The sequence below is a fragment of the Natronococcus sp. A-GB1 genome, assembly GCF_029688845.1.
GTDB lineage: Archaea > Halobacteriota > Halobacteria > Halobacteriales > Natrialbaceae > Natronococcus.
Genome location: NZ_JARUKW010000001.1, coordinates 285,581 through 311,219, shown reverse-complemented (window position 1 = coordinate 311,219; position 25,639 = coordinate 285,581). Strand labels below are relative to the sequence as shown.

The 25,639-nt window shown below is 67.1% G+C and carries 28 protein-coding genes and 1 tRNA gene; 16 read left to right on the top strand and 13 right to left on the bottom strand.

Annotation, left to right across the window (positions count from 1 at the left end):
- Positions 1-33 precede the first annotated feature (33 nt).
- Positions 34-372: a cupin domain-containing protein gene (locus tag QA600_RS01595; protein WP_278290216.1), complete on the bottom strand. Its 339-nt coding sequence runs from the start codon at positions 370-372 to the stop codon at positions 34-36.
- A 105-nt stretch (positions 373-477) separates the two neighbouring features.
- On the opposite strand from QA600_RS01595, the gene QA600_RS01590 reads away from it, so the two are divergent.
- The 3 genes from QA600_RS01590 to QA600_RS01580 all read left to right on the top strand — a co-directional run bounded on the left by QA600_RS01590 (position 478) and on the right by QA600_RS01580 (position 1,674).
- Positions 478-1,002: a DUF5817 domain-containing protein gene (locus QA600_RS01590; protein ID WP_278290215.1), complete on the top strand. Its 525-nt coding sequence runs from the start codon at positions 478-480 to the stop codon at positions 1,000-1,002.
- A gap of 73 nt (positions 1,003-1,075) precedes the next feature.
- On the top strand, positions 1,076-1,429 hold the full coding sequence (locus tag QA600_RS01585) for a hypothetical protein (protein WP_278290213.1): 354 nt from the start codon (positions 1,076-1,078) through the stop codon (positions 1,427-1,429).
- Positions 1,430-1,479: 50 nt separating this feature from the next.
- The gene (locus tag QA600_RS01580) at positions 1,480-1,674 is read left to right on the top strand and encodes a hypothetical protein (RefSeq protein WP_278290212.1); all 195 of its coding nucleotides are present in this window, start codon (positions 1,480-1,482) and stop codon (positions 1,672-1,674) included.
- 78 nt (positions 1,675-1,752) lie between these two features.
- On the opposite strand, the gene hmgA is transcribed toward QA600_RS01580, so the two are convergent.
- Together hmgA and QA600_RS01570 are read right to left on the bottom strand one after the other, a co-directional pair.
- Positions 1,753-2,979, bottom strand: a complete 1,227-nt coding sequence (hmgA, locus tag QA600_RS01575; protein ID WP_278290211.1) for a hydroxymethylglutaryl-CoA reductase (NADPH) — start codon at positions 2,977-2,979, stop codon at positions 1,753-1,755.
- A 52-nt stretch (positions 2,980-3,031) separates the two neighbouring features.
- Positions 3,032-3,427 carry a hypothetical protein gene (locus QA600_RS01570; protein ID WP_278290210.1) on the bottom strand — a complete coding sequence of 132 codons (396 nt, stop codon included), beginning with the start codon at positions 3,425-3,427 and terminating at the stop codon, positions 3,032-3,034.
- 119 nt (positions 3,428-3,546) lie between these two features.
- Here QA600_RS01570 and QA600_RS01565 point away from each other — a divergent pair, with 119 nt between their 5' ends.
- From QA600_RS01565 to QA600_RS01525, 9 genes are all read left to right on the top strand, one after another.
- On the top strand, positions 3,547-5,109 hold the full coding sequence (locus QA600_RS01565) for an amidohydrolase (RefSeq protein WP_278290209.1): 1,563 nt from the start codon (positions 3,547-3,549) through the stop codon (positions 5,107-5,109).
- A gap of 139 nt (positions 5,110-5,248) precedes the next feature.
- The gene (locus QA600_RS01560) at positions 5,249-6,034 is read left to right on the top strand and encodes an ABC transporter ATP-binding protein (RefSeq protein ID WP_278290208.1); all 786 of its coding nucleotides are present in this window, start codon (positions 5,249-5,251) and stop codon (positions 6,032-6,034) included.
- The gene (locus tag QA600_RS01555; protein ID WP_278290207.1) at positions 6,031-7,254 is read left to right on the top strand and encodes an ABC transporter permease; all 1,224 of its coding nucleotides are present in this window, start codon (positions 6,031-6,033) and stop codon (positions 7,252-7,254) included. The genes QA600_RS01560 and QA600_RS01555 overlap by 4 nt, the downstream gene beginning before the upstream one ends.
- A gap of 81 nt (positions 7,255-7,335) precedes the next feature.
- Complete coding sequence (locus tag QA600_RS01550) at positions 7,336-8,097, top strand: GIDE domain-containing protein (protein WP_278290206.1); 762 nt, start codon at positions 7,336-7,338, stop codon at positions 8,095-8,097.
- A gap of 71 nt (positions 8,098-8,168) precedes the next feature.
- Positions 8,169-9,143 carry an LLM class flavin-dependent oxidoreductase gene (locus QA600_RS01545; protein ID WP_278290205.1) on the top strand — a complete coding sequence of 325 codons (975 nt, stop codon included), beginning with the start codon at positions 8,169-8,171 and terminating at the stop codon, positions 9,141-9,143.
- Positions 9,144-9,483: 340 nt separating this feature from the next.
- The gene (gene nadA / locus QA600_RS01540; RefSeq protein WP_278290204.1) at positions 9,484-10,617 is read left to right on the top strand and encodes a quinolinate synthase NadA; all 1,134 of its coding nucleotides are present in this window, start codon (positions 9,484-9,486) and stop codon (positions 10,615-10,617) included.
- A 6-nt stretch (positions 10,618-10,623) separates the two neighbouring features.
- A complete protein-coding gene (locus tag QA600_RS01535) occupies positions 10,624-12,150 on the top strand; it encodes an FAD-dependent oxidoreductase (RefSeq protein ID WP_278290203.1) in 1,527 nt (508 codons plus the stop codon).
- A gap of 2 nt (positions 12,151-12,152) precedes the next feature.
- Complete coding sequence (gene nadC / locus QA600_RS01530; protein WP_278290202.1) at positions 12,153-12,977, top strand: carboxylating nicotinate-nucleotide diphosphorylase; 825 nt, start codon at positions 12,153-12,155, stop codon at positions 12,975-12,977.
- Positions 12,978-13,030: 53 nt separating this feature from the next.
- A complete protein-coding gene (locus QA600_RS01525; protein ID WP_278290201.1) occupies positions 13,031-13,723 on the top strand; it encodes an RNA 2'-phosphotransferase in 693 nt (230 codons plus the stop codon).
- 312 nt (positions 13,724-14,035) lie between these two features.
- Here the strand turns inward: QA600_RS01525 and QA600_RS01520 are convergent.
- Positions 14,036-14,119: transfer RNA gene (locus tag QA600_RS01520), tRNA-Leu, on the bottom strand.
- Positions 14,120-14,243: 124 nt separating this feature from the next.
- Between QA600_RS01520 and QA600_RS01515 the strand changes: the two genes are divergently transcribed.
- Complete coding sequence (locus QA600_RS01515) at positions 14,244-14,765, top strand: OsmC family protein (protein ID WP_278290200.1); 522 nt, start codon at positions 14,244-14,246, stop codon at positions 14,763-14,765.
- A gap of 33 nt (positions 14,766-14,798) precedes the next feature.
- Here QA600_RS01515 and QA600_RS01510 read toward each other — a convergent pair whose 3' ends face one another.
- The 4 genes from QA600_RS01510 to QA600_RS01495 form a co-directional block, all read right to left on the bottom strand.
- Positions 14,799-15,137, bottom strand: coding sequence for a ferredoxin (locus QA600_RS01510; protein WP_278290199.1), 339 nt, complete (start codon positions 15,135-15,137; stop codon positions 14,799-14,801).
- A gap of 58 nt (positions 15,138-15,195) precedes the next feature.
- On the bottom strand, positions 15,196-16,152 hold the full coding sequence (locus QA600_RS01505; protein ID WP_278290198.1) for an oxidoreductase: 957 nt from the start codon (positions 16,150-16,152) through the stop codon (positions 15,196-15,198).
- Between the two features lie 82 nt (positions 16,153-16,234).
- Entirely contained in the window at positions 16,235-18,298 is a 2,064-nt protein-coding gene (locus tag QA600_RS01500; protein ID WP_278290197.1) for a bifunctional UDP-sugar hydrolase/5'-nucleotidase, read from the bottom strand.
- 169 nt (positions 18,299-18,467) lie between these two features.
- Positions 18,468-18,986 carry a peptidylprolyl isomerase gene (locus tag QA600_RS01495; protein WP_278290196.1) on the bottom strand — a complete coding sequence of 173 codons (519 nt, stop codon included), beginning with the start codon at positions 18,984-18,986 and terminating at the stop codon, positions 18,468-18,470.
- Between the two features lie 98 nt (positions 18,987-19,084).
- Between QA600_RS01495 and QA600_RS01490 the strand changes: the two genes are divergently transcribed.
- Positions 19,085-20,056, top strand: a complete 972-nt coding sequence (locus tag QA600_RS01490; RefSeq protein ID WP_278290195.1) for a succinylglutamate desuccinylase/aspartoacylase family protein — start codon at positions 19,085-19,087, stop codon at positions 20,054-20,056.
- A gap of 3 nt (positions 20,057-20,059) precedes the next feature.
- Here QA600_RS01490 and QA600_RS01485 read toward each other — a convergent pair whose 3' ends face one another.
- Positions 20,060-20,917 carry a winged helix-turn-helix domain-containing protein gene (locus QA600_RS01485; protein ID WP_278290194.1) on the bottom strand — a complete coding sequence of 286 codons (858 nt, stop codon included), beginning with the start codon at positions 20,915-20,917 and terminating at the stop codon, positions 20,060-20,062.
- Positions 20,918-21,050: 133 nt separating this feature from the next.
- Between QA600_RS01485 and QA600_RS01480 the strand changes: the two genes are divergently transcribed.
- A complete protein-coding gene (locus tag QA600_RS01480) occupies positions 21,051-21,428 on the top strand; it encodes a hypothetical protein (protein WP_278290193.1) in 378 nt (125 codons plus the stop codon).
- A gap of 41 nt (positions 21,429-21,469) precedes the next feature.
- Here QA600_RS01480 and QA600_RS01475 read toward each other — a convergent pair whose 3' ends face one another.
- The 4 genes from QA600_RS01475 to QA600_RS01460 all read right to left on the bottom strand — a co-directional run bounded on the left by QA600_RS01475 (position 21,470) and on the right by QA600_RS01460 (position 24,573).
- Positions 21,470-22,231: an SDR family oxidoreductase gene (locus QA600_RS01475; RefSeq protein ID WP_278290192.1), complete on the bottom strand. Its 762-nt coding sequence runs from the start codon at positions 22,229-22,231 to the stop codon at positions 21,470-21,472.
- A gap of 117 nt (positions 22,232-22,348) precedes the next feature.
- Entirely contained in the window at positions 22,349-22,759 is a 411-nt protein-coding gene (locus QA600_RS01470; protein ID WP_278290191.1) for a DUF5518 domain-containing protein, read from the bottom strand.
- 152 nt (positions 22,760-22,911) lie between these two features.
- Positions 22,912-23,979: an anthranilate phosphoribosyltransferase gene (locus QA600_RS01465; RefSeq protein ID WP_278290190.1), complete on the bottom strand. Its 1,068-nt coding sequence runs from the start codon at positions 23,977-23,979 to the stop codon at positions 22,912-22,914.
- A 159-nt stretch (positions 23,980-24,138) separates the two neighbouring features.
- On the bottom strand, positions 24,139-24,573 hold the full coding sequence (locus QA600_RS01460) for a universal stress protein (protein WP_278290189.1): 435 nt from the start codon (positions 24,571-24,573) through the stop codon (positions 24,139-24,141).
- A 226-nt stretch (positions 24,574-24,799) separates the two neighbouring features.
- On the opposite strand from QA600_RS01460, the gene QA600_RS01455 reads away from it, so the two are divergent.
- Positions 24,800-25,618, top strand: coding sequence for a hypothetical protein (locus tag QA600_RS01455; protein ID WP_278290188.1), 819 nt, complete (start codon positions 24,800-24,802; stop codon positions 25,616-25,618).
- Positions 25,619-25,639 lie beyond the last annotated feature (21 nt).

Genomic DNA, 25,639 nt, shown 5'->3' with positions numbered 1-25,639 from the left:
CGCCGGAGAACGAGCCGGTCGGCCGTCTCTTCGCTACTCCTGCCAGGTCGGATTCTCGCGGGGCGGGCTGAAGATGTCGACGCCCCGAACCGTCTCGTCGCCGCGGTTCTCGGCGGCGTGGGGCTGGTCGGCGGGGATCGCGTAGGAGTCGCCCGGACCGCAGACGGTCTCGTCCCCGTCGCTCCGGAAGGTCAGTTCGCCCTCGTAGATGAACCCCGTCTGTTCGTGGGGGTGGCTGTGCTCCTCGACGGCGGCACCCGGCTCGATCTCGAAGTGCTGGACGTTCATCTCCTCGGCACCGGCCATGATCGCGAGGTGGACGCCGTCTGCAGCTTCCGAGATCTCGCTATCGGACAGGGAAACGCGTTCCATACGTCTCGAGAGGCGAGGGCGGAGCTAATAGTCCTACGCCTCGACGACTACTTTCGCTCCGCGTACCGAACCTTGAACTGCAGTCCGGTCCCACCTCGAGCTAGCATGTACGCCGTCGTCGGCTGTAGCGACTGTTCGCACCTCTGGATGATCGAGGGCCGCTCGGAGACGACCCAGTGTCCCCGCTGCGGTTCCAGAAAGGCCTACGAGCGCCGCAAGAAGTTCGTCGAGACCGACGACGCCGACCACGCCCGGGACGTCCGGGCCTCGATGCTCGCGAACCGCCAGGGGGAGGGCGAGGCCTTCGCGAAGCTGGATTCCTTTTCGGATCTCGAGCGCGACGTCGCCGACGGCGTCGTCGACGACGAGGAGTACCTCGAGGCGTCGGGACTGGACACCGACGAACTCGAAGCGGCGGGCGAGCGCGATCCTCGCGGTTCGACGAACAGCGGCAGCAAAAAGGAGATCGTCGAGCGCGCACTCGAGGACCTCGAGCGACCGACCGAGAGCGAGGTCGTCGACTACGCGGGCGAACGCGGCGTATCGGCCGGCTACGTCGAGGACGCCCTCGAGAAACTCACCAGGCGCGGTAAGGTGAGCGAAAGTCAGGGGCGGTATCGTCGGCTCTGAGCGCGACGCCCTGCTCCGCGGCCACGGCCCTCGAGCGGCAGTTCTTTGCACCCGCAGTCGGTACGGAACGACAATGGACGAGACGGTCGACGTGCAGGCGATGACAATCGGCGTCGGAACGGTGGTCGCGATCGCGCTCCTCGGCTACGGCGCCGCCGTCGGTGACTCGCTGCTCGGCGTCGACACCACGACGCTCGCGGTCGGCGCGTTCGCCCTGACGTTCGTCGCGCTCGCAGTCCTCCACGGCGCCTACGGTCGACGGGACTTCGCCGCCGCCTACGGCGTCGCCGGGATCGGACTGGGAGTCGTCGCCGTCGCCTCGAGCGGGTTCGGGGTACTCGGCGGCTACCTGTTGCTTGCCCTCGGCGGTGGGTACGTCGCGATCGCGACGGTCCGGGTCCGGAGGAGCGTCGAACGGGCCGGGTAACTCGGGACGTTCCGAACGATTTATCTGATCGGTTTACAGTACGACTGCGTATGGAGGACTCGACTGTGATCACCGCCGGTTTCGCCGCACTGCTCGTCGGAGTAACCATCATGCTCGTCGGAGTCTTCCTCGGTGGCGAACTCGCGATCATTACCGCGGGCGGGACGCTCATGGTTCTCAGCGTCGCCGGATTCGTAATCCCCGCACTCGGAGACGACCACGGCGCTGCAACGGGTGCGCACTGAACGATCCGTCGCGAACGACCGCATTTTTCGTACGACGCTTCGGCCCCGAGCGTCGCGGCTGTCGATCGCTCCGTTCGACTACCGGCCGAGGTCCTCGTGAGCGCTCGCGAGGTGGTTCGACGCCAGCGCCGCCAGAAGCGAGAGTTCACCCGCGAGTGCCGCGACGGCGATGATCTCCGCTAAGGCGTCGGCGTTCGAGCCCGCGGGATCGCCTCCGCCTCGGAGCCCGAGGATCTCGAGGGCCTCCGACTGCGTGGGGAGTTTGGTACCGCCGCCAACGGTGCCGACCTCGAGCGAGGCCAGCGAAACCGAGGCGTAGAGGTCGGTCGCGCCGTCCTCCGCGTTCCGGGTGTCCATCGTCGTGATCGCGTTCGCGCCCTCGACGACCTGGGCTTCGTCCTGGCCGGTCGCGAGGAAGGCGGCGCCGACGACGTTCGCAGCATGGGCATTGAAGCCCAGGCTGCCGGCTTTCGCGCTTCCGACGAGGTTCTTCCGGGTGTTGGCCTCGACGATCGCTTCGGCGGTGGTGTGCAGGCGATCCTCGACGAGTTCGCCAGGGATCACGACGTCGGCCGTCACGGATCGTCCGCGCCCCTCGACGGCGTTGATCGCCGCGGGTTTCTTGTCCGAACAGAGGTTCCCCGAGAGCGCGACCAGGGAAGCCGGCGTCTCGCGTTCGACGACCTCGCAGGCCGCCTCGGTGGCGATCGTGGCCATGTTCATCCCCATCGCGTCCTTCGTGTCGTAGGCAAAGCGCAGGTAGACCGAGTCGCCGACGACGTAGGGTTCGATCCCCAGTAATTCGCCGTGGCTCGTCGTCGATTCGGCCGCCTCCCGGAGCGCCTCGAGGTTGTCCTCGACCCACTCGACCGCCTCGGCGGCCTCAGCGACGCCGTTGACCCGAAACACGGGGGCGCGGGTCATCCCGTTCTTCGTGACGCGGGCGTCGGCGCCGCCCGCGGATCCGATCACCGAGAGTCCGCGGTTGACCGACGCCAGCAGCGCGCCCTCGGTCGTCGCCAGCGGCAGGTAGTGGTCGCCGTCGGCCGCCCCGCCGGAGACCGAAACGGGGCCGACGACGCCCATCGGAACCTGGGCCGCGCCGATCATGTTCTCGATGTTCGGCTCGGCTCGTTCGGCCGGGAACGCGTAGTCGCCGATCGTCTCGAGGTCGGCGCCGGTCTCGCGCTCGACGAGCAGCCGGCGGGCCTCCGCGGCGGTGTCGAAGTCGGCCTCGGCCTCGAGTTCGTGGATGCGAAGCTCCCCCTCCTGGACCCTGTCGACGAGGGATTCGGGATCTATCATGGTGGGGCCAACACGCGGGCCCGCCCTAAGGATTGCTGATCGGCGCGCGAAGCTACGGCCGGGAGGCGGCGTCGCCGCTCGCGTCCCCGTTCTCGATCGACTCGCGGTATGCCGTACGGATCTCACGACGGCAGACGACCAGCAACGCGATTCCCGCGATCCCGAACAGCAACAGGGACGGCGTTCCGATCGGCGCCGCAACGAACCCGACCACGAACAGCCCTGCGAGGACGGCGGCGACACCCAGCCTAGTTCGGGGCGCGACCTCGTCGTCGGTCCGCGCGAGGTACAGCTGCGGGAGGACGATCGCGACGGCGAACGCGAACACGGCGAGCGGGCCGTCGCCGACCGGGACGCCGAGTGTCGCCTCGAGAATCGACAGTCCAGCGAGGGCGAGCACGAACACGCCGAAGGAGGCCATGATCGCCCGGTTCTCGCGGCTTGGCATGCCTGTGTCTTCGATTCCAGGATACTACTAGATTCTGGCCTGACAGGGTTGGCTTGCAGCGGGACGTTCTCGAGACGGCGACCACTACCGTTTTGCTCCTCGCGTGTGGGATTTTACCTATGACCGAGGCTGCCGATCTGGTGGTGACGAACGCGCGGATCTACACGCTCGCGGGCGAGGACAGAGAGGCCGAACCCGACCCCGAGGAGGCGCTGGCCGTCCGGGACGGCGAGGTCGTCCGCGTCGGCGACACGTACGAAATCGAGTTCCTCGAGGGCGTCGAGACCGAGCGAATCGACTGCGAGGGACGGGTCGTGCTCCCGGGCTTCGTCGACGCCCACACCCACGTCGAGAACGCGGGCCGATACCTGGTCCACGCCGACCTCTCGGGTGCCGACGACGCCGCGGACTGTCTGGATCGCCTCGCCCGACGGGCCGCGGAGACGGAATCCGGGTGGGTGCAGGGCTTCGGCTACGACGAGAGCGAGTGGGACGGCGACGACGGCTACCTCACCCGCGAGCAGCTCGACGAGGTGAGCGAGGACCGCCCCGTCGTCGCCCTGCGGATCGACATGCACGCCGCGTCGCTGAACTCGGTTGCCCTCGCGGAACTCGAGGACGAACTTCCCGAGGACGACGTTCGCCGCGCGGGCGGAGAGCCGACCGGGATCGTCGTCGAGGACGCCGCCGAGCGGGTTCGCGAGCACATCGCGCCCGGCTACGACGAGACCCGAGAACTCGTCACGTCGGGCCTCGAGCGAGCGGCCGAGAAGGGCGTGACGGCCGTCCACGACATGGTTCGCAACTCCCGGTCGCCCCAGGTGTACCGCGACCTCGAGGCCGTGGGCGAGCTGCCGATCCGAGTGCGGATCAACTACTGGGCCGACCACCTCGAGAGTGCGATCGAGGTCGGGCTGGCGACAAACGCGGGCAGCGACCGGGTGCGGACGGGCGCGATTAAGACCTACACTGACGGCAGCATCGGCGCGCGGACGGCGAAGCTGTTCGAGCCCTACGAGACCGAGGCCGAACCCGATCCCGGGGACGACGGAGAGTGGGTCATCGCCCCCGACGAGCTCGAGGAGATCGTCGAGCGGGCCGACGGCACGGGCTTTCAGGTGACCGCCCACGCCATCGGCGACGAGGCAATCGAGGAGGCGCTGTCGGCGCTCGAGGCCACCGACGATCCCGAAGGGTCGCGCCACCGGATCGAACACCTCGAGCTGGCGACCGACGACCAGCTCGAGCGAATGGCCGAGGCGGGGGTCGTCGCCTCGATGCAGCCGAACTTCCACCAGTGGGCCGGCGAGGACGGACTCTACGACCAGCGGCTCGGACGGGAGCGGCGGAACCGGACGAACCGCCTGCGACGGGTCCTCGAGCACGGGATCCCCCTCGCCTTCGGATCCGACTGTATGCCCCTGGATCCCCTGCTGGGGATCCACCACGCGGTGAACGCACCGACCGACGCCCAGCGGCTCTCCGTTACCGAGGCGATTCGGGCTTACACCCGTGGAGCGGCCTACGCCGGCTTCGACGAGGATCGGCTAGGAACGCTCGAGATCAGTAAGCGGGCGGATCTGGTCGTCCTCGAGGAATCGCCATGGGAACAGCCCGAGCGGATCGACGAGATCGACGTGGCGACGACGGTGGTCGACGGCGAGGTCGTCTTCGAGCGCTGACGGGGACCGATCCGACACCATCTCACCGGGAACAGTCGGCGACGCACGGTCGATCGATCCCGGCGAGAACCGTCGAACACGTCGAGCGGAAGTCATGTTGTAAGGATTAATACGACAAGTAGTGTACCCCCAATGACGGATGGTGGCACACGACACTGGTCCGGGGGCGGCCGCGGTAACGGCCGAGAGCGTCCGCCGAACGTACCACCTCGCCGAGCCGGTTCACGCCGTCGACGGCGTCTCGCTGTCGCTGGGCGAGGGTTCGTTCACGGCTGTCATGGGACCGAGCGGCTCCGGGAAATCGACGCTGATGAACCTCGTCGGCTGCCTCGATACGCCTGACGAGGGACGGCTCGAGGTCGGCGGACGCTCGGTCGGGGAGCTGTCCGATACCGAACGGGCGCGGCTGCGGGGCACCGAGATCGGGTTCGTCTTTCAGACGTTCAACCTGATGCCGCGGCTGACCGCTATCGAGAACGTCCGGCTGCCGATGGTGTTCCACGACGGCGTCGGGGCCGATCGACAAGAGCGCGCGCGGAGCCTGCTCGAGCGAGTCGGTCTCGGCGACCGTCTCGAGCACGAGCCCAGCGAGCTCTCGGGCGGGCAGCGCCAGCGGGTCGCCCTCGCGCGGGCGCTGGCGAACGAGCCGACACTGGTGCTGGCCGACGAGCCGACGGGAAACCTCGACACGGAGACCGAAGCCGAGATCATGGAGCTGCTGGTCGACCTCAACGAGGCGGGCGCGACGATCCTGCTGGTTACCCACGAGCGGGCGGTCGCCGAGTACGCCGACCACGTCGTCCACCTGCTCGACGGCGAGATCGCGTCCCTGGAGCACCTGAGCGGCGCCCGCGACGTGACGGCCCGCGAGAAAGCGACGGAAGGGGCGGGGAACCGACGGTCGACGGGGGAGGGTGAGGCATGAACCTCCGGGAGAGCCTGCGGATCAGCTGGCGCTCGATCAGGGCCCACAAGCTGCGGTCGGCGCTGACGACCCTGGGCGTCATCATCGGCATCGCCGCCGTCATCACGTTCATGGTGCTCGGTGGCGGGTTCTCCGAGGACGTTGTCGGTGACATCGAGGCCGAGCAGGAGCCCGCGATGACGGTCCAGACCCAGACCACGCCGGAGGACGGGTTCGGCGTCATGCTCGTCGAGACGCCGATCTACACCGAGAGCGACGTCGACGCACTCGAGCAACGGGAGGGAGTCGAGTACGTCGCGCCACAGGGATCGCTCGACGTCGTGCAGGCGGAGTCAGACGGCGAACAGCTGACGGGCGTCGTCGACGCCCAGGCGACCACGGCCGATCGGTTCGAGCACGCGACGTTCGTCGACGGCGGACCGTTCGACGGCGCGGACGAGGCGGTCGTCAACGAACAGGCCGGCCAGGCCTTCGAGGAGAACGTCTCGGCGGGTGACGAACTCGAGCTCACCTTCGAGGACGGCGAGACGACGAGCGTGACGGTCGCCGGCGTCGCCGAGAGCGAGATCGGCGAGCAGACGCCGCCCCAGGTGTTCGTCCCTGCCGACGAACACTACACAACGACCGTCGAGACGCCCGACGGCGACGAGGAGCGGGCGTACCCGACCCTGCAGATCGGCGCCGAGGGACTCGACGACGTCGACCCGGTTCAGGAGACCGCCGTCGACTACCTCGAGGACGACTCCCACGCCGCGGAGCTGAAAGCGGACGACGACGAGATCGCCGTCCAGACCGTCGAGGACGCCATCGAGCAGTTCGACGACCTCGTCGGACAGCTCACGGTCTTCATCGGCGCCGTCGCCGGAATCGCGCTCGTCGTCGGCTCGATCGGCATCGCTAACATCATGATCGTCAGCGTCACCGAGCGAACTCGAGAGATCGGGGTCATGAAGGCCGTCGGTGCCACGAAACGCGATATCATGCAGCTGTTTCTCGTCGAGTCGGTCGTCCTCGGCGCGATCGGCGCGGTCGTCGGCGTCGCCGCCGGCCTCGGCTTCGGCTACCTCGGCGTGTGGCTGCTCGGCTGGCCGATGGTCTACCCGCTCGAGTGGGTCGCCATCGCAGTCGCCGTCGGGATCGGCGTCGGGGTCGTCTCCGGGCTCTACCCCGCCTGGCGGGGCGCCCGCGTGGATCCGATCGAGGCGCTGCGCCACGAGTAGCGCATCCGGGGGCAACCCCTGCGCCGACGTGTCGCTTTCCGTACCGGTATCGTTATTGTCATCTCGCGACGATACGGACGCATGTTCGGCCCACTGCTCGTCCTCGGCGGGTTCGTCGCCCTCGCGATCGGACTGTTGAAGCTCAGGCCGGCCTACCACGTCTACCGGGGTGAGACCGACGACGTCGTCGCGGTCGAGCGCGCCGAGGGGCCGGTCGAGATCGAGGGAACCGCGACTCCGCTCGGCGATCGGCTTCGGGCACCGATCACGGGGACGGACGCGCTCGCCTACGAGTACGAAGTCGAGGAGTACCGCTCGAGCGGGAAGAACTCCTCCTGGAAGACCGTCGACGAGGGACGGGCGGCAACGGCGTTCCGGCTCGAGGACGCGACCGCGAGCGTCCGGGTCGAGCCTGCGGGCGCCGAGCTGGCGCTGTCGACCGACACGACGATCGAGGTCGGCGGCGGCGAGCCCGAACCCGAGCCGATTCGGGAGTTTCTCGCCCACGAGTCCGACCTCGAGTCGGAGAACACCTCGCTCGATCTGAAGGTGGTCGAGCTCGCGACCGGGAACGACCGCAGGTACCACGAGCGTCGGCTCGAGCCCGGCAGGGAGGCGTACGTGTTCGGCCAGTCGAGCTACGACGTCGACGCCCGCGAGACGATGCGTGACGTGAGCGCGGTCGTGAGCGACGGCGACGGAACGCCGGCGTTCGTCGTCTCGAACTCCGGCCAGGAGGGGACGGCGCGGCTACTCGTGAAGCGACAGCTGCCCTGGTTGGTCGGCGGTCTGCTCGCGATCGGCGTCGGCGTCTGGCTGTTGCCCTCGTCGGGGCTGTTCTGAGCGACGGGGCGACGCCGTCGATCCCGGCGACGGCACCGACGCTTTTGTCCCCGCCCCTCGTCGGGCCGTCCATGGACACGGGACTGTTGACGACGAGCACCGACGAGCTCTCGGAGGCCGACGTCGCCGTTCGCGCCGAGGAGCTGGGATACGACGACGTCTGGCTGCCCGAGCTGTGGGGCGAGAGCGGCGTCGTCCGAGCGACCGAGATCGCGACCCGGACCGACGAGCTCGGAATCGGGTCGGCGATCCTGAACGTCTACTCGCGCTCGCCGGCCGTCCTCGCGATGACCGCGGCCTCGCTGCAGCGGGTTTCGGACGGCCGGTTCGTCCTCGGAGTCGGCACGAGCACGAAGAAGTCGATCGAGGACCTCCACGGCGAGGCGTTCGACCGTCCCGTGCGGCGCGCCCACGAGACGATCGAGCTCGTCCGCGCGTTCACCGCGGATGAGGGTCGGATCGAGTACGACGGCGAGTTGCTCGAGGCGAAGGACTTCCCCTCCCTCGAGGTGCCGACGCCGATCTACCACGCCGGACTGGGCCCCGCGAACCGCCGGGTCGTCGGCCGGCTCGCCGACGGCTGGATCCCGCACAACATCCCCTTCTCGAGGCTCGAGGACGCTTTCGAGGAGGTCGCGACGGCGGCCCGAGAGCGGGATCGAGATCCCCAGGCGATCGCCGTCGCGCCGTACGTTCCTGCGGCCGTCAGCGAGGACCTCGAGGCGGCCCGGGACGCGATCCGCGGCCACGTCGCCTACTACGTCGGCAGCGGCGAGGGGTACCGGCGGGCCGTCGGCGCGGCGTACCCCGACGAGGCCGATCGGATCGCCGAGGCCTGGCGCGACGGAAACAGGGGCGAGGCAGCCGACGCGGTGACGGACGAACTGGTCGCCGACCTCGGCGTCGCGGGGACGCCCGAGGATGCCCGGGATCGCCTCGAGTCCCTCGTCGCCGAAACCGGAATCGATCACCCGATCGTGGTGGTTCCCGACCCCGCCTCGGACGAGATCGTCGAGCAGACGCTCGAGTCGCTCGCGCCGAGCTAGCGGAGGGCGGATAAACGGGTTGAAGCCGCCGCACTAACGGCTCCGCCGTCGGTTCCAGCCGTTCTCGCAGTCGAGTTCATAATCGGTATCTCGAGCGCACGTCGTCGAATTTCTTCCGAGCCGCTCGGTTCCGGGGTTTCGCCGTCGAGTCCGTCGTTCGTCCGTCGCACGACCTTGAGCGCGTCCCACGGTCCCAGGACCAAAACCGGTCGTCGGCCCCAATTGAGGGTATTATCCTACCAACCTCTAACCATCGGATGGTACCTGTGCATGATCCTATATCGAATAGAAGAGTTATTCAATAATGGTTGGTGTGTGCTACTAGCCACAGGGAACCCAAATGGCCAAACTAGAAAGCACGGAGTTCGAAACTGACCTGAGTCTGTTCAAATATGACCACCTCGAACAGCTTCCATCGGAGTATCGAGGTCTCGAAGAGGACGAGCGAACGAAGCGAATCGAGGACGCCCTCGAGATACTCGGCGACGATGTCGTCGTCCTCGGACACAACTACCAGCGACGGGAGATCGTCGAGCACGCCGACTTCGTCGGCGACTCCTACGGGCTCTCGAGGGAGGCGGCCGCGGCCGACGCCGAGTACGTAATCTTCGGCGGCGTGACGTTCATGGCCGAGAGCGCCGACATTATCACCGACGACGACCAGACGGTGATCCTCCCCAGTATGGAGGCGTCCTGCCCGATGGCCGGGATGGCCGAGGCGCTGCAGGTCGACGCCGCCTGGGCGGAGATCACGGCGGCCGCGCCCGACGCAGAGATCGTCCCGATCACGTACATGAACTCCTACGCCGACCTGAAGGCGTTCTGTGCGAGCCAGGGCGGGCTGGTCTGTACGTCCTCGAACGCCCACGAGGCCTTCGAGTGGGCCCTCGAGCGCGGCGACAAGGTCCTCTTTCTGCCCGACAAGCATCTCGGGGAGAACACGGCCCACCATCTGGGGATGGCCGACGAGACCGTTACGTGGGACCCGTGGGACCCTGAGGGAAAAAGCGCCGAGGCGGTCGCCGAGCGGGACCTGATTCTCTGGAACGGCTACTGCCAGGTCCACGAGCGCTTTAGCGAGGCTCACGTCGAGCGAGTACGGGAGGAACAGCCGAATGCGAACGTGGTCGTCCATCCCGAGTGTCGCCGCGAGGTCGTCGAGGCCGCCGACGTCGTCGGCTCGACGGCGACGATCCGCGAGACCGTCGCCAACGCCGCCCCCGGCGAAACGTGGGCGATTGGGACCGAGATTCACCTCGCCGAACACCTACAGCGCTGGCACCCCGAGGTCGACGTCGTCCCGCTGTGTGGCGACGCCTGCATGGACTGCAACGCCATGCGCCAGATCGACCCCAACTACCTCGGCTGGGTCCTCGAGGAGCTCGTCGCGGGCCGAGAGCGCAACGTGATCGAGGTCGCTCCCGAGGAAAAGGAGCTCGCCGGGCTGGCCCTCGAGCGTATGCTGGAGCTCTGATCGACCATGTCCGAGACACCACCTCACGACACCGCGGACGTCCTCGTCGTCGGCAGCGGCATCGCGGGCTGTGCGGCCGCCCTGCAGGCCGCCCGCGAGGACGCGGAGGTACTGCTGGTGACGAAGGCCGAGCGACCCACCGACGCCAGCACCGACTGGGCCCAGGGCGGCATCTCGACGGCTCGTGGCGACCCCGAGGCGCTGAAACGTGACGTCCTCGCGGCCAGCGACGGAACCGCAGATCCCGACGCCGTCGACGTCCTCGTCCGCGAGGCCGACGCGGCCGTCGAGGACGTCCTCCTCGAGACTCTCGAGATCCCGTTCGACGAGCGCGAGAACGGCGCGTTCGACTACGCCCGCGAGGCGGCCCACTCCGAGCGACGCATCCTCCACGTCGACGCCGCGACCGGGACTCACATCCTGCGCCCGTTCCTGAACTACCTCGACGACCACGAGCGCGTCGAGGTTCGACAGGACACCGCCGTCCTCGAGCTGATTACCCACGAGGGCCGCGTCCACGGCGTCCTCACCGACGAGGACGCGACCGGCCACCCCGTCTACGCCGGGGCGACGGTGCTGGCGACGGGCGGCATCGGGGCGCTCTACCTGCGCTCGACGAACCCCGAGGGGGCTACCGGTGACGGGATCGCGATGGCCGCGCTCGCGGGCGCCGACGTCGCGGACCTCGAGTACGTGCAGTTCCATCCGACCGCTTTCGACGGGGAGGATCCGTTCCTGCTCTCGGAGGCCCTCCGCGGCGAGGGCGCCGTCCTCCGGGACGCAGACGGCGACCGCTTCATGGACGACTACCACCCAGACGCCGAACTCGCGCCCCGGGACGTCGTCGCCCGCGCGGTCGCCGCCGAGCGCGAGGCAACCGGCGAGGTCGTTCTGGACGTACAGACGCTCGAGGGCGATTTCGAGGACGAGTTCCCCGGGATCGCCGAGAACTGTCGTGACCGCGGAATCGACGGCTACCAGATTCCGGTCGCGCCCTGCGAGCACTTCCTGTGTGGCGGGATCGACGTCGACCACGACGGGCGAACGAGTCTCGAGGGACTGTACGCCGTCGGCGAGTGTACCCGAACGGGCGTCCACGGCGCGAATCGCCTAGCGAGTACGAGCCTGCTCGAGGGACTGGTCTGGGGATTGCGGGCGGGCGAGACTGTGGTCGGCTGCGAAGCGAAACCTCGGGTCGTCGACGCGCCAACTCTCCGAGACAGCGATCCCGCACTGCCCGAGCGCTTCGCCGCCGAGAAGTTCAGGCGGCTGCGGCGAACAATGGCCGAACAGCTCGGCCTCGAGCGCGATCCCGACGGGATCGCCCGCGCGAGCGCTGTCCTCCGGCGGCTCAAGGGCGAGGTCGACGCTTACACCCGCACCAGGACCTCCCGCGAGCTCTACGAGCTTCGAAACGCCTGCGTCACCGCGCTGTTGATCGCGCGGGCCGCGGGCGAGAACGCGGAATCGCGAGGCTGTCACCACCTCGTGACCGAGGAGTCGACGGCAGCCGAATCCACGGCGGACGACTGACCATGATTACGGACTCACAAGTCGAGCGCTGGCTCCGCGAGGACCTCGGCCACGACGACGTCACGAACCAGGTCCCCGGGGAGACGACCGGGCGACTCGTCGCGAAAGAACGGGGCATCCTCGCGGGCCTCGAGGCTGCCCGCGCAGTCTTCGACTATCTCGATGTCGACGTTCTCGAGGCGCTCGAGTCGGAGACGGCGATCGAGCCTGGCGACGAGGTTCTCCGCGTCGCGGGGGCTACGCGCGAGGTCCTTCGAGGCGAGCGCCTTGCGGTGAACCTAGTCGGGCACGCCTCGGGCATCGCGACCCGAACCCGCAGGGCGGTCGACGAGGCGCGAGCCGAGTCGGACGACGTCCGGATCGCCGCAACCAGAAAGACGACGCCCGGCCTGCGGGGCCTCGAGAAGCGAGCCGTCGTCGCCGGCGGGGGCGACACCCACCGCCTCGACTGTTCCCATATGGTGATGGTCAAGGACAACCACGTCGCCGAGCTGGGGCTCGAGGACGCCGTCTCGCGGTTCCGGGAGCGGGTCTCCTTCGCGACGAAGGTCGAGGTCGAGGTCGAGTCGCCGGGGGACGCCCCACGGGCCGTGGAGGCCGGTGCGGACGTCGTCCTGCTCGACAACATGTCTCCGCCGGAGACGCGGGAGGGCGTCGACCTGCTCGCCGATCGCAGGGGCGTGCTGACGGAAGCAAGCGGCGGAATCGAGCTCGAGGACGTCGCCGACTACGCCGCAACTGGCGTCGACGTGATCTCGATGGGGTCGCTGACCCACTCGGCGCCCGCGCTGGATCTATCCTTTCGAACCGGCGAGAGAGTAGCGTAGAACGCGCCGCTTCGTACACGGCCTTTTTCGTTCTCGAGCGCTACCGACCTCTCGTGACGGAGCCAGTTCGAACCTGCGCGGAGCACGGCCCGCTTGCGACCGACGACGGGAGCTGTCCGCGCTGTGGTGCCCGTGGGACGGAGCTGCTTTCGGGGGCGCGGCGGCGTCGCCTCTCGAAGTTCACGAGCGGTGCCCTCCGACACTTCCCGGAGGACGCCAGTCTCGAACTCGACGACCGAGGGTGGACGAGCCTCGAGGAGGTGGTCGCCGCTGTCGAGGGGAACTACGACTGGGCGGAGGCCGAGCACGTCGCGGCCGTGATCGCGACCGATCCGAAGGGGCGGTTCGAGCGAACCGATGGGACGGACGGCGACGACCGCGTCCGCGCAGCCTACGGCCACTCCGTCGACGTTGACCTCGAGCCGACCGACGCGCCGGTGTCCGACGAGCTCTACCACGGCACCGCCCCGGAGAGCCTCGCGTCGATCCGCGAGTCGGGGCTACGACCGATATCCCGCCAGTACGTCCACCTCTCAGAGAGCCCCGGGGCCGCCGGGCGAGTTGGACGTCGTCACGCGAGCGATACCGTCGTCCTCGTCGTCGACGCCGCGGGGCTGCTCGCGGACGGCCACCGGATCACGAAACGCGGTCGCGAGACGTACACGACCGATCGGGTGCCGCCGGCGTATCTCGAGGGGGTCGACCGAGCGTCCGAGACGAGCGACCAGCGGTCGGGATCGATCTAACAGCCACCGATTCGAGACGGAACCGACTGCCGTCCGATCGGCGAGTGTCGCCTCAGCCAGACCGATTTGGGATCTTCGTCTCGGAAGGTGGCTCCCGTGTGCGCTCGAGGCGGCTCGAGAGAAGAGATTCGAATTGCGGTCGTTTCGCTCCACTCCCTGATTCAAATCCTTCGTTTCGCAGCTACCGTTCACGTGTTCTAGAACGCGAGGGAAGGGATTTGAACCACCTGAACTTCGGTCGCTTCGCTCCCTCGTTCCGTAGTTCAAATCCCTCCGTCCCGCAGCTACCGCTCACGGATGTTCGCGGTAGCATGCGAGGGAAGGGATTTGAACCCTCGGACCCCTACGGGAGCGGGTCTTAAGCCCACCGCCGTTGGCCTGCTTGGCTACCCTCGCACAGAAGTGCGCTCGAGGGTAGCCACCGTGCGGGAATGTGTGTTTCGGTGTTCGCTCGCACCTCGCTTCGGCCGACCGACGTCGGAGCGTAGTTATTTGAGGAGCGACCGAATATCGTGGGTGTATGAGTGAGAGTAACTTGCAAGAGGAACAGGAACCGCTGAAGGCCGAGTACGAGGAGAAACCGGAGTCGGCCCAGATCACGCTGACCGCGACCGGCGAAGAGCAAGATGACAGCCGGAGCTGTAACGTGGACATCGGCCGGGCGATCTACGAGGCCGAACTCCACGAGGGCGCCGGCGGTCCCGGAACCGGCGCCTGTTCGGGCGACTTGCTGTTAGGTGCGCTGGCGGCGTGCTCGCAGCTCACCGCCCAGGCAGTCGCGGAGAACTTCGGCCTCGAGGTCGATATCGGCGTCGAGGCCAGCGGCGACCTCGATCTCCGCGGGACGATGGGCGTCGACGCGGACGCACCCGTCGGCTTCCAGGACATCCGCCTCGAGGTCACCGTCGACGGTGACGTCGACGACGACACGAAGGCCGCACTGCAGAAGTACACCGAACGCTACTGCGTCGTCTACCAGACCCTCGCGGAGCCGTCGGCTCTCGAGACCGAGTGGACCTTCCGGGAGGGCGAGGCGGACTGATCGAGCGAACGACACGTCGGGGCTGTGCCCTCGCTACCAGTCGACGCTCAGCGTGCCGTCGCCGTGGGGATCTGGAGCGATCTCCTCGTCCGTGCGGCGGTCGATAACGTGGATACAGCCGTCGCCCTTCTTCGCGGGACAGACCTCCGCGGCTCGGACGTTGTGCTCGAGATCGTCCTCGTCGAAGAAGTAGGCCTCCGGCTGAGCGATTCCCGACTCGAGGGACATGCCCCAGTTGTCGCTGACCTCGGCGCACTTTCCCGCGCCGAAACACTTGTTCGCCTCGAAGACGATCTTGTACGGCTTCTCCGAGACCGGCGGCGCGTCCGCGGAGCCGACGTCGCTCGCGCACGTAATCTCCTCGTCGCTCATTGCGTAGGAGTTCGGCCGAACCGTCTTTCGCGTTACGATCGGCTCGAGGGACGACCGATTAACTCCGCGCCGGCACGCCGGCTTTCGGCTCCGGGAGGTCGTACGTGACGCCGGTCAGATCGCTCGAGACCGCCCACAGCCAGCGGGCCGTCTCCTCGTCGTACGATCGCTCCGAGGACGCCTGGCGTTCGGGCGGTCCGCGTATGCTCGCGAGCCCACCGGGGCCGTAGTAGGCGCCGCCCTCGGCTTCGGGTGCCGTCGCGGCGTACAGCGTCGGCAACGCACCGTCCGCCGAGGACTGCGCGACCGCCCCGTTCAGGAGCTTCATCGCCGCCATCCGGAGCCGACTCCCCCGCATCTCGGGACCTCGGTACTGCAGGTTCGTGTCCGCGTAGCCCGGGTGAACCGCCATGCTGTCGGCGTTTAGTCCGGCCGTGAGAAACCGACGCTCGAGCTCGTACGCGAACAGCACGTTCGCTAGCTTCGACTGCGCGTAGGCCTCCCACTCGTCGTAGGATTGCTCGCCGTGGAGATCCTCGAAGCGGATCCGTCCCCGCTCGTGGACGGCGCTCGAGACGGTCACGACTCGCGCGGGCTCCTCGCCGTCGGTTGTGAGGTTTCCGAGGAGCAGACCCGTCAGCGCGAAGTGGCCGAGGTGGTTGACGCCGAACTGCGTTTCGAACCCGTCTGCGGTCTCCGAACGGGGGATCGCCATGACACCGGCGTTGTTGATCAGGACGTCGATCTCGTCGTCCTCGAGCCGATCGGCGAAGGCCCGAACCGACTCGAGGTCGCCCAAGTCACACTCCTCGACGCGAAGTTCGGCGTCGGGCGCGTCCCGACGGACCTCGCGTGCCGCCTGCTCGCCTCGATCGGTGCTTCGACAGGCCATGATCACCCGAGCGCCGTTGCGCGCGAGTTCGCGGGTCGTCTCGAGGCCGATCCCGCTGTTGGCTCCCGTGACGACGATCGCCCGGCCGCTCTGGTCGGGAACGTCCGCAGCCGTCCAGTTCATACGACAGCCAGGGGGGCCGTGCCCCTAAGCGTAGCCGTTGCATCGTTCGGCCGAACCGGGGGTCGATCCGGCTCCGCCGAGCTCAGTCTTCCCTGAGCGACGGCGACGCGGCGTCGATCGTCGCCTTGAGCTTGAACCCGTCGTAGGCGGCGGCGACGGGAAGCTCGAGGAGGTCGCCGTCGGTGCCGGTGTAGCCGTAGTGTTCCTCGTCGGGTTCGAACTCACCGAAGACCCGCAGCTCCTCGGCGTCGGTGGTGGCGAGGAACTGCTGGAGGTCGCCGGTGTCGTACCCGATCCAGAGGAGACCGTTCTCGATCTCGGCGGAGACGGGGTCCGGAGCATCCTCGTCGACGTCGGCCGTCACGCTAAAGAACGTCTCGGCGTCGCCGACCTCGGCCGCCCCCTCGGGGGTGTCGAAGCAGAGCAGCGTTCGGCCGTTCTCCCGGCGAACGTCCCGGTGGCTCCCGACGTCCTCGTCGACCCGCAGGATGCGGTTCTCGAGTTCGGGTTCGACCGGGCTGTGCTCCTCGACGTACTCCATCACGGCGGGCCCGAGGACGATTCCGCCCTCCCAGAGCAGCTCCGCGTCACGGAAGGGCGCGTAGTCCTCCGCGGTGTCTTTGAGGTAGTCGGTCGTCGAGACGACGTACGTCTCTTCGGGCTCGAGGGGTTCACCCTCGACGTAGACGTCACCGACCTCGGGCTCCTCGTGGCCGCTCCACTCGTACTGGAGACCGCCGACCTGCTGGCCCTGCTGGGCGCCGAAGGTGTTGTCCGGGAGCGTGTCGATGCGGTTCTCGAGCACCTGCAGGATCTCCTCGCCGGTCGCCTCGAAAACGACCGCCTCGTTGCCGAACGGGAGGATTCCCAGCACGTCGCCCGCGGTGAGTTCGCCCGGGCCGTACGTGGTGTTCGTTCGGATCCCGCCGCCGTTCTGGAAGGCGACCTGTGCGTCGGAGTGCAGGTCGAGCATCGTATCGGTGATGAGATTACCGATCAGGGCCTCGCGGCCGTAGGTGATCGAGCCCGAGGTGTCGAGTTCGACGGCCGTCTCGCCGATCACCTCCGAGAGCTCCTCATCGAGCTCGTCGTACTGGGCCTCGATGCGCTCCTTGAACTCCGGATCGGCTTCGGTGTCCTCGTCCAAGTCGAGGCGCTCCCAGCTCACGAGGTTCCCCTCGGAGTCGAGGGTCATCACGCCCAGGTGGAAGTAGGCGTAGCCGACTTCGCTGATGACGGTTCCTTCGTATTCCTCCGCGGTATCCATCGTGTAGTGGGAGTGCGAGCCGAAGATCGCGTCCAGCCCGTCGACCTCCTCGGCGAGCTCGAAGTGGGTCTCGTGGGGGGTGTGCGACGAGCAGACGACGACGTCGGCATCCTCCTCCTCGCGAAGCAGCTGGGTCATCTCCTGGGCCGTCTCGACGGGGTCACGTTGTTCGTAGTCGTCCGGGTAGTCCGTAATCCCATGAAAACCCCGTAGAACGACGTTGAACAGGCCGACCGTGAGGTCGCCGATCTCGAGGGTGGTGTACTCCTCGGTCTCGGGGAACAGCTCGCCGTCGGGCGTGTACAGCGCCGAGTTCAGCCACGGGAACTCGCTGTCAGCGAACCGTTGCTCGGCGACCTCGACGCCGTAGTCGAAGTCGTGGTTGCCGACGCCCGCTGCGGTGAGGTCCATGTCGTTCATGAAATCGATCTTGTGCTCACCCTCGGTGAAAAACGAGATCGTCGACGAGCCGAGTTCGTCCCCGTTGGCGAGGAAGACGGCGTCGTCCCGATCTCCGAGTTGCTCCTGGACCACGTTCCAGTAGCGCGCGATGTTCGGCTCGCCGGGTTCGCCGATCTCGCTGTGGGTGTGCAGGTCGTGGACGATCGTGACGGTATCGCCCTCGGGCTCCTCGGCTGCGACGCCGGAGACCTGCGAGCCGAGCGTCAGCGCACCCGCGGTGGCTGCGGTCGCCCCCATGAACGTTCGGCGGGTGTGCGTTCGTCCGCAGCCACACTCCCGAGCTACCTCCGAGGGCTCCTTGGGACGGAGCTCGCCGTCGTCCTCGACCGCGTAGACCTGGCTCCGCTCCGTCGCCGGGTTGCCCCGCGTCGATCGACGCCCCGTTCGCCGTCCGCAGTCCGACTTGTCGGAAGACATTGATCGATAATTGAAAATCACCCGTGAAAGTTGTTCTCATACACTGCCTATGCCTGTTGTAATCTGACACGACTGGTAAAACAATCCGCTCGAGCAGCGCATCAAATCGACAGAAGCGGCTCGAAACCGTGGAAACGACGGGCCCAAAACGAGAGAATCGCTCGAGTCGTTACTCGTAGTCGACCGACACCGACTCGAGGACGACGTCCTCGCGTGGTCGGTCGTTGGCGTCGGTCTCGACGTCGCCGATCTCGCGGACGACGTCCATCCCGTCGGTGACCTTGCCGAAGACGGCGTGGCGGTCGTCGAGGTGGGGCTGGGCGTCCAGCGTGATGAAGAACTGCGAGCCGTTGGTGTCGGGCCCGGAGTTGGCCATCGAGAGGATCCCGGCGTCGTCGTGGCGCAGCTCCTCGTGGAACTCGTCGTCGAACTGGTAGCCGGGGCCGCCACGACCGGTTCCGGTCGGATCGCCACCCTGAATCATGAAGCCGTCGATGATTCGATGAAAGATCACGTCGTCGTACAGCGGCTCGCCCTCGACCTCCTCGCCCGTCTCGGGGTCGGTCCACTTCTGGCCGCCCGTCGCGAGCCCGACGAAGTTGTCGACGGTTCGCGGCGCGCGCTCGTCATAGAGTTCGACCTCGATGTCGCCCTCGCTCGTGTGCAGGGTCGCAGTAACGTTGCCCATACGTCGGCCGACGGCCGGACGGGTGAAAACGGTAGTGGTCTCGGAACGGTGGGGCCGCCTGCCGCAGGTACATACCGCCGGGCATGAAACGATCGCCTATGACAGCCGGAACCCACACGACCGAGGAGGTGACGCTCGCACGGTTGCCGTCGGGCGTCGAGATCGCGACGACGGTACACAGCTACGACGGCGCCGACGACGGGCCGACGCTGTACGTCCAGGCCGCCCAGCACGGCCGCGAGATCAACGGCACCGAGGTGCTGCGTCGGTTCCACGACCGGCTCCCGCTCGAGTCGCTATCGGGACGGATCGTCGCTGTCCCCGTTGCGAACCCCCTGACGTTCGATCGCGTCTCCTACACGACCCCGGAGATCATCGACAGCGTCAACCCGAACATGAATCGGGTGTGGCCCGGCAACGCCGACGGGAGCCTCCACGAACGCATGGCTGCCCGGCTCTGGGAGTACGTCGGCGACGCCGACGCCGTCGTCGACCTCCACACCGGGAGTCCCGATATGCTCCCACACGTCGTCTTCCTCGAGGGCGACGAGGAGTCGCGCGCGCTGGCCGAGGCGTTCGGCACCGACCTCCTGCTCTCGGAGGAGGCCGACGACGAGGCGAGCGAGGAGTGGCACCGCCGCGGGTTCGCCGGCAAGCTGCGGGTCGCAGCCGCAAACGAGGGGATTCCCTCGATCACGCCCGAGCTCGCCCACAACAAACAGATCCTTGAGGACGCCGTCGAGATCGGCGTCGACGGGCTGCTCGACGTCTGTCGCCAACTCGGACTCCTGCCCGGCGACGTGCCGAACCGCGAGCAGACGCTCGCCAGGAACCACCTCGGCCAGGTCGTCGCCGACCACTCGGGGCTGTTCCGGCCGGATCCGGCCCTCGAGATCGGCCAGCCAGTCTCGGAGGGCGACGTACTCGGGACGGTGTACGATCCGACGACGTACGAGGCGCTCCAGGAGGCCGTCGTGGGTCGCGAGGGACTGTTGTACACCCTCACCCAGGAGGCGACCGTCCCGGCCGGCGAAAAGCTCGCGAGCGTTGCGCTGATCCGCGAGGAGTGAGCGTCACGTCCCGTGCGTCGTGACCTCGAGGACGGACAGTGACTCGTCGAGGGTCGCCTCGAGTCTGTCCCCCTCGAGCTCGATCTCGACGCGGAGCCGATCGGAGTCGGCCACAGTCGAGACGTCGACGGCGGTGAAGAACTCGGGCGTCCACAGGGGCCGCTTCCGGACGTCGATCCCGTGGTCGTAATAAAAGGCCGCGACGGTCGGGTGACGCAGCAGGCTCACGATGACGGGGATCTCGACGCGAACGCCACAGCGCGAACACCCCGTGTCGATCGACGGGAGTTCGGCGTCCGGGTCGACCGTCGCCGACCACTCGAGCCGGGCGTAGCAGTACGGGCAGACCCGTTCGACCGCGAACGCGAGGTCTCGCCTGGACTTGAGCGCCAGCAGGTCGACGAGTTCCGACAGCGTGCGGTCCTCGATCGCGCCGGGCGGCAGCGCGTTCCGAAACACGTGGTCGTTCGGACAGGCGACGACGAGAAGGCCGTCCTCGTAGGTCGCCGTGAACGGTTCGTCACAGCCGGGGCAGCTATCTTCGAGGTCGGTCGGGCCGAGCCGCGTCCCCTCGCCGTAGACGCCGGTGATCAGCGCGGTCACGACGAGCAGCCCCGCGGGGGCGATCCGGTACCCCTCCGGCGTCCCCCTGACGAACCGTCCCTCGAGTTGCTGCAGATGGTAGTTGAAATTCCCGGAGTCGCGAACCCCGACCCGTCGGCGGAGATCGGCGAACCCGATCGTCGGGTTCTCGGGACGTTCTCGGAGTCTGTCCGCGAGCGCTCGAAGGATCTCGACGCGCGTTTCGTCGCTGAGCAGGTCGAACCCACGCTGCGGGTCGGATCCGTCCGCATCGACCATATGCGATGGTATGACAACTCATCGTACAAGGGTTTCGGCGCGTCGTCGATCCGTCGACCGAACCGGTCGGATCGCGAACTGTATCGCGTTGCTGGATCGATACAAGTGCCAGCAACGCGAACTGTAGTTCGGAATGACGACGACCTCGTCACCACTCGGGCGCGTTCCGAACCGTATCGATCCGCTGACCGCCGGCGGGATGACGATCGTTCTGCTCAGCGTCGCCGCAAGCGCCGTCGCGTACACCGTCGGTCCCGAACACCTGCGCGTTCGCTGGGCCTACGGGGTCCACTACGGACCCGAGTACGCTCCGGCCGCGCTCGTTCTGGTCGCGTTCCCGCTGGTCATCGTGGCGCTCTACGCCGGTAGTCGCTGGCTCCGGACGGTTCTCGAGCGATCGAACGAGTTCGAGGCGGTTCGGACGACCTACGACGCCTGCGTGCTCCTGACGCTGGGAGCGCTGCTGGGCGTGCAGTGCGCGCTCGTCCTGGCGAACCTCGGTCCTGTCTGATCGGGAGTCGGACTCGCCGTCGGAGGCGACCCGAACGAACTTCAGCAGGTCGAAAAGCCGCCGTCGACGACCAGCCCGTGACCGCTGACGAACGAGGCCTCGTCGCTCGCGAGAAACAGGATCGCGTCGGCGATCTCCCCGGCTTCGCCGAGCCGCTTGAGCGGGTACTCTTCGGCCATCGCCTCGCGGGCCGCGTCGGGGTCGTCCCGCATCGCCAGATACTGCTCGAGCAGTGTCGTATCGGTAAAGCCCGGACAGACGGTGTTCGCCCGGACCCCGTAGGGACCCGCCTCGGCGGCGATCGCCCGCGTGAGGTTGAGCACGGCGCCCTTGCTCAGCGAGTAGGCGGCCTGCTTGGGCAACCCGAGGATGCTCGCCAGCGAGCCGACGTTGACGATCGACCCCTCACCCTGCTCTTTCATGTGCGGCAGAGCGGCGTGACAGCCGTTCCAGACGCCCTTGATGTTGACGTCGATGACGAAGTCCCGGATCGAGTCGTCGGTCTCCTCGAGCCGCGAGGAGGGGTGGCCCGTCCCCGCGTTGTTGACGACGATATCGAGCCCGTACTCCTCGGCGACCGTGTCGACGACCGCGTGAAACCCCTCGCTGTCGGTGACGTCGAGTTCGTAGAACTCCGCTTCGGTGTCGCCGTCGGCGAGTTCGGCCGCAACGGCTTCCCCGCCGTCGCTGTCGATATCAGTGACGATGACGCGTGCGCCCTCGTCTGCGAAGCGTTCGGCCGTCGCGCGTCCGATCCCCGACGCTGCTCCCGTGATGAGGGCCGTCTCGTTCTCGAGTCGCATACCACGATGCTCGGACGGCTACTATATAAATTCGTTCGTGGTTTCGACCGATTCTCAAACTTCGTTCGGGATATTGGCACAGATTCAAAACACTGGTAATCCCGCTCGAGCCGATCGCTAGAACTCGCTTTCGGCGTAGACGCCGATAACGCCACCGAGGGCGCTCAAACCAACGGTGTATATCGTCACGAAGAGGAGCGCGACCAGTCCCAGCAGGCCCAGCACCGCCGAGTTTGCGCCGAATCCGAGGAGAAAAAGCAGGAAGAACCCGATGACGCTCAGCGGGAGCAGCACGACCAGTCCGGCGAGCGCGCCGACCCTCAGTCCATCGTCGGTGTCGCCGCCCTCGAGGTAGCCCGCGACGGCGCCCCCGAGCACCGGCGACAGCGGAACGAACGAAAGGACGATCCCGACGACGCCGCCGAGGACGGCGTTGAGCGCGGTACTCGTGCCGCGTCCGGGATCCTGTTCGTCGACCGGGGGCGGCGTCGAGTTCTCGACCGACGGCGGCGGATCGTTCGGAGCCATACGCCAACCAATACACGATAGTTGATATATCTGGCTGTCAGGTCGCCGGAGTGGGCGGGACGATCGTCGGCGAGGTCCGATCGCCACGTTCCGACCGACAGCGGGCTCGACCGTGGCGGCTCCTCGTGCGAGTCGGAAGGAAACCTCTCGGCTCAGAACTCGCGTAGTTCCTCGAGGACCACCTGCGCGCTGCCGTCGGCGATCACGTCGCGAGCCCGCTCGAGGCCTTCCTCGAGCGAGTCGACGTCCTGGCGGGCGTACATCCGGAACGCGCCGTTGAGCGCGATGGCGTCGGCGAACTGATCCTCGCGCTCGCCCGCGAGAACGTCCTCGGTGATCGTCGCCGAGGCGGCGGCGACGTCGTCGACCGCGAGGTCTTCGCTCTCCATTTCCATGCCGTACTCGGCGGTCTCGATCTCGTAGTCGGTCAGGTCCTCCCCCGCGTTCCACTCGGCGACCTTCGTGTACCCCGGCCGAATGTCGTCGTACCCCTCCATCCCCTGGAAAAAGATGGCTCTCGAGTAGTCGAGTTCCTCGCTTTCTCTGAGCAAGTCGGTCAGCTTCTTCGCGAACGCGAGGTGGTAGAAGGAGCCGAGGTGGACGTCAGCCTCGGCGGGGTTGGCGACTGTCTCGATCGTGTTGACGAACGTCCGAACGCCCATCTCGTCGCGTCGCTCGAACAGGCCGTCGATTCCCGGATTGAACGCGGGCTGGTAGTAGAAGCCGAAGCCGGTCTCGTCGACCATGTCGGCGCTTTCGTCGGGCTCGAGTTCGGTCCGAACTCCCAGTTTGTCCAGCACGTGCTTGTAGGCGGTCTCCTTCTGGGTCGGAACGCCGTCGCCGGAGTGGACGACGACCGGAGTGCCGGCGGCCGCGGCAACGACGCCGGCACCGACGCCGAGCAGCGCGGAGGTGTGCTTGCCGTCGTAGTTCGCGCCGCAGTCGACGGGGTCGCAGTCGGGGGCAGCGGTGACGACCGACTCCTCGCGCATGACGTCGGTGTAGGCCGCCAGCTCCTCGGGCGTGTTTCGCTTCCAGCGGTTCGCCAGCCAGAACGCGCCGAGCGTCGTCTCCTCGGGCTCGCTAGCGAGAAGGCGCTGGAACGCCTCGCGGGCCTGTTCGCGGGTCATGTCGTCGGCCGATTTGGGTCCGGAGCCGACGACCTCGGTCAGCAGCCGCTTGAGCGGCCACTCGCCGAACGTCTCGGAGTTGTTCGTCATGGATCGTCGTTACCGAAGCGGGCGCAAAAGATTCGCGCTTCCGGCGCTTTTTCGGGGCCGTCTCCGACGCCGAGCGACGTGGCTGGGTTCGGTCCGGGCCTCGCTCTCGAGGCGTCTTGCGGTTCGTGGCCGATCCGAGTGCCGACACCGGGAGCCGTCTCAGCGGACGATCGTAACCGGGACCGGTGAGCGGCGAGTGACTGTCTCGGCGACGCTGCCCAGCAGGATGCGACTCGCGCCCGAGCGACCGTGGCTTCCCATGACGATCCCGTCGATGTCGTGGTCGGTCGCGTAGTCGACGATCGATCGGGCGACCGCACCGGTGACCCACTCCGTCTCGATCTCGGCGCCGCGTTCGGCGGCCGTTTCCTCGACTTCCGCGAGCAGCGCCCGGGCCTGCTGCTCGTAGTTCTCCTGGATCTGCTCGTAGTTGGTCGTGATGCTGCCCTCGATACCGGTCCCGGAGTAGAACTTCCGCGGATCGACGACGTGGAGTGCCGTGATCGTCGCGTCGGGGTGGACCTCGAGGGCGTACTCGAGGGCCTCGTTCGAGCGCTCCGAGTCGTCGATCGGGACGAGTACGGTGGAGACCATGGCGGGTCCTACGACAGGCAGCGCCATAAACCGACTCCTCGAGTGCTGATCGGTCGACTACTCGCTTGATTCGTCGCTCCGAATCACACTCCGTCCGTCGATGGGATCCTCTTTCGATGTTTCTGACATGTAATATTCGGATTGAACGTATATGGTTCACAGAATATATCGATCGGTTGTATCCATAGATTATTTTACACTGTCTTGGTAACGTATCTCGCGTCGTATGACACGAAACAGATCGCGTCGAGCAGTGCTAGCGGGAACGGGCGCCGCGGTCGCCGGACTCGCAGGGATCGGATCCCAGGCGGCCGCCGACGGACACGACGTACCGGTCGTCATCGAGTCGGTGACGCCCGAGCAGGACCTTATCGTCCTGCGCAACGAGGGGGAGTCGACCGTCGATCTTTCCGGCTACATCGTCGACTGGCTGTACAATAATCCGGACTACGATCAGTCCGACTCGCTGCCGAGCGGAACCGAGATCGCGGCGGGAGGAGAGCTTCGCGTCACCTCAGGGTACTACGACACCGACGCCGACGTCACCTACGACTACGACGGGGGACGGATCGACAACGAGGGCACGAACGTGATCGCCCTGTATACGCCGAGTCGGTCCAACGCAGTCTCGGTCTACGATACCTCGACGGGTGAAACCGAGCCCGGCGATCCCGTCGACGACACGGAGGACGAGGAAGCCGAAGACGAGGATCCTGAAGACGAAGAGCCCGAAGACGTCGAGGAAGACGTCGAGGAAGAGCCCGACGAGCCGGAGCCCGAGGCCGAGGAAGAGGAGACGGCCGAACAGAAGGAAGACGACTGTCCCGAGGAGGAAGCTGAAAAAGAGGAGCCAAAAGAGGACGATTGCCCCGAAGAAGAGAAGGAAGAACCCGAAGACGACGACTGCCCGGAGGAAGAAAAGAAGGAACCCGAACCCGAAGACGACGACTGCCCGGAGGAAGAAGCGGCGGAGCGATCCGAAAAGAAGGAAGAGGACTCCGGAAAAGAGACGGACAAATCGGTACGCACGGAAGACGACTGCTAACCAACAACCGGGTAGCGCGAT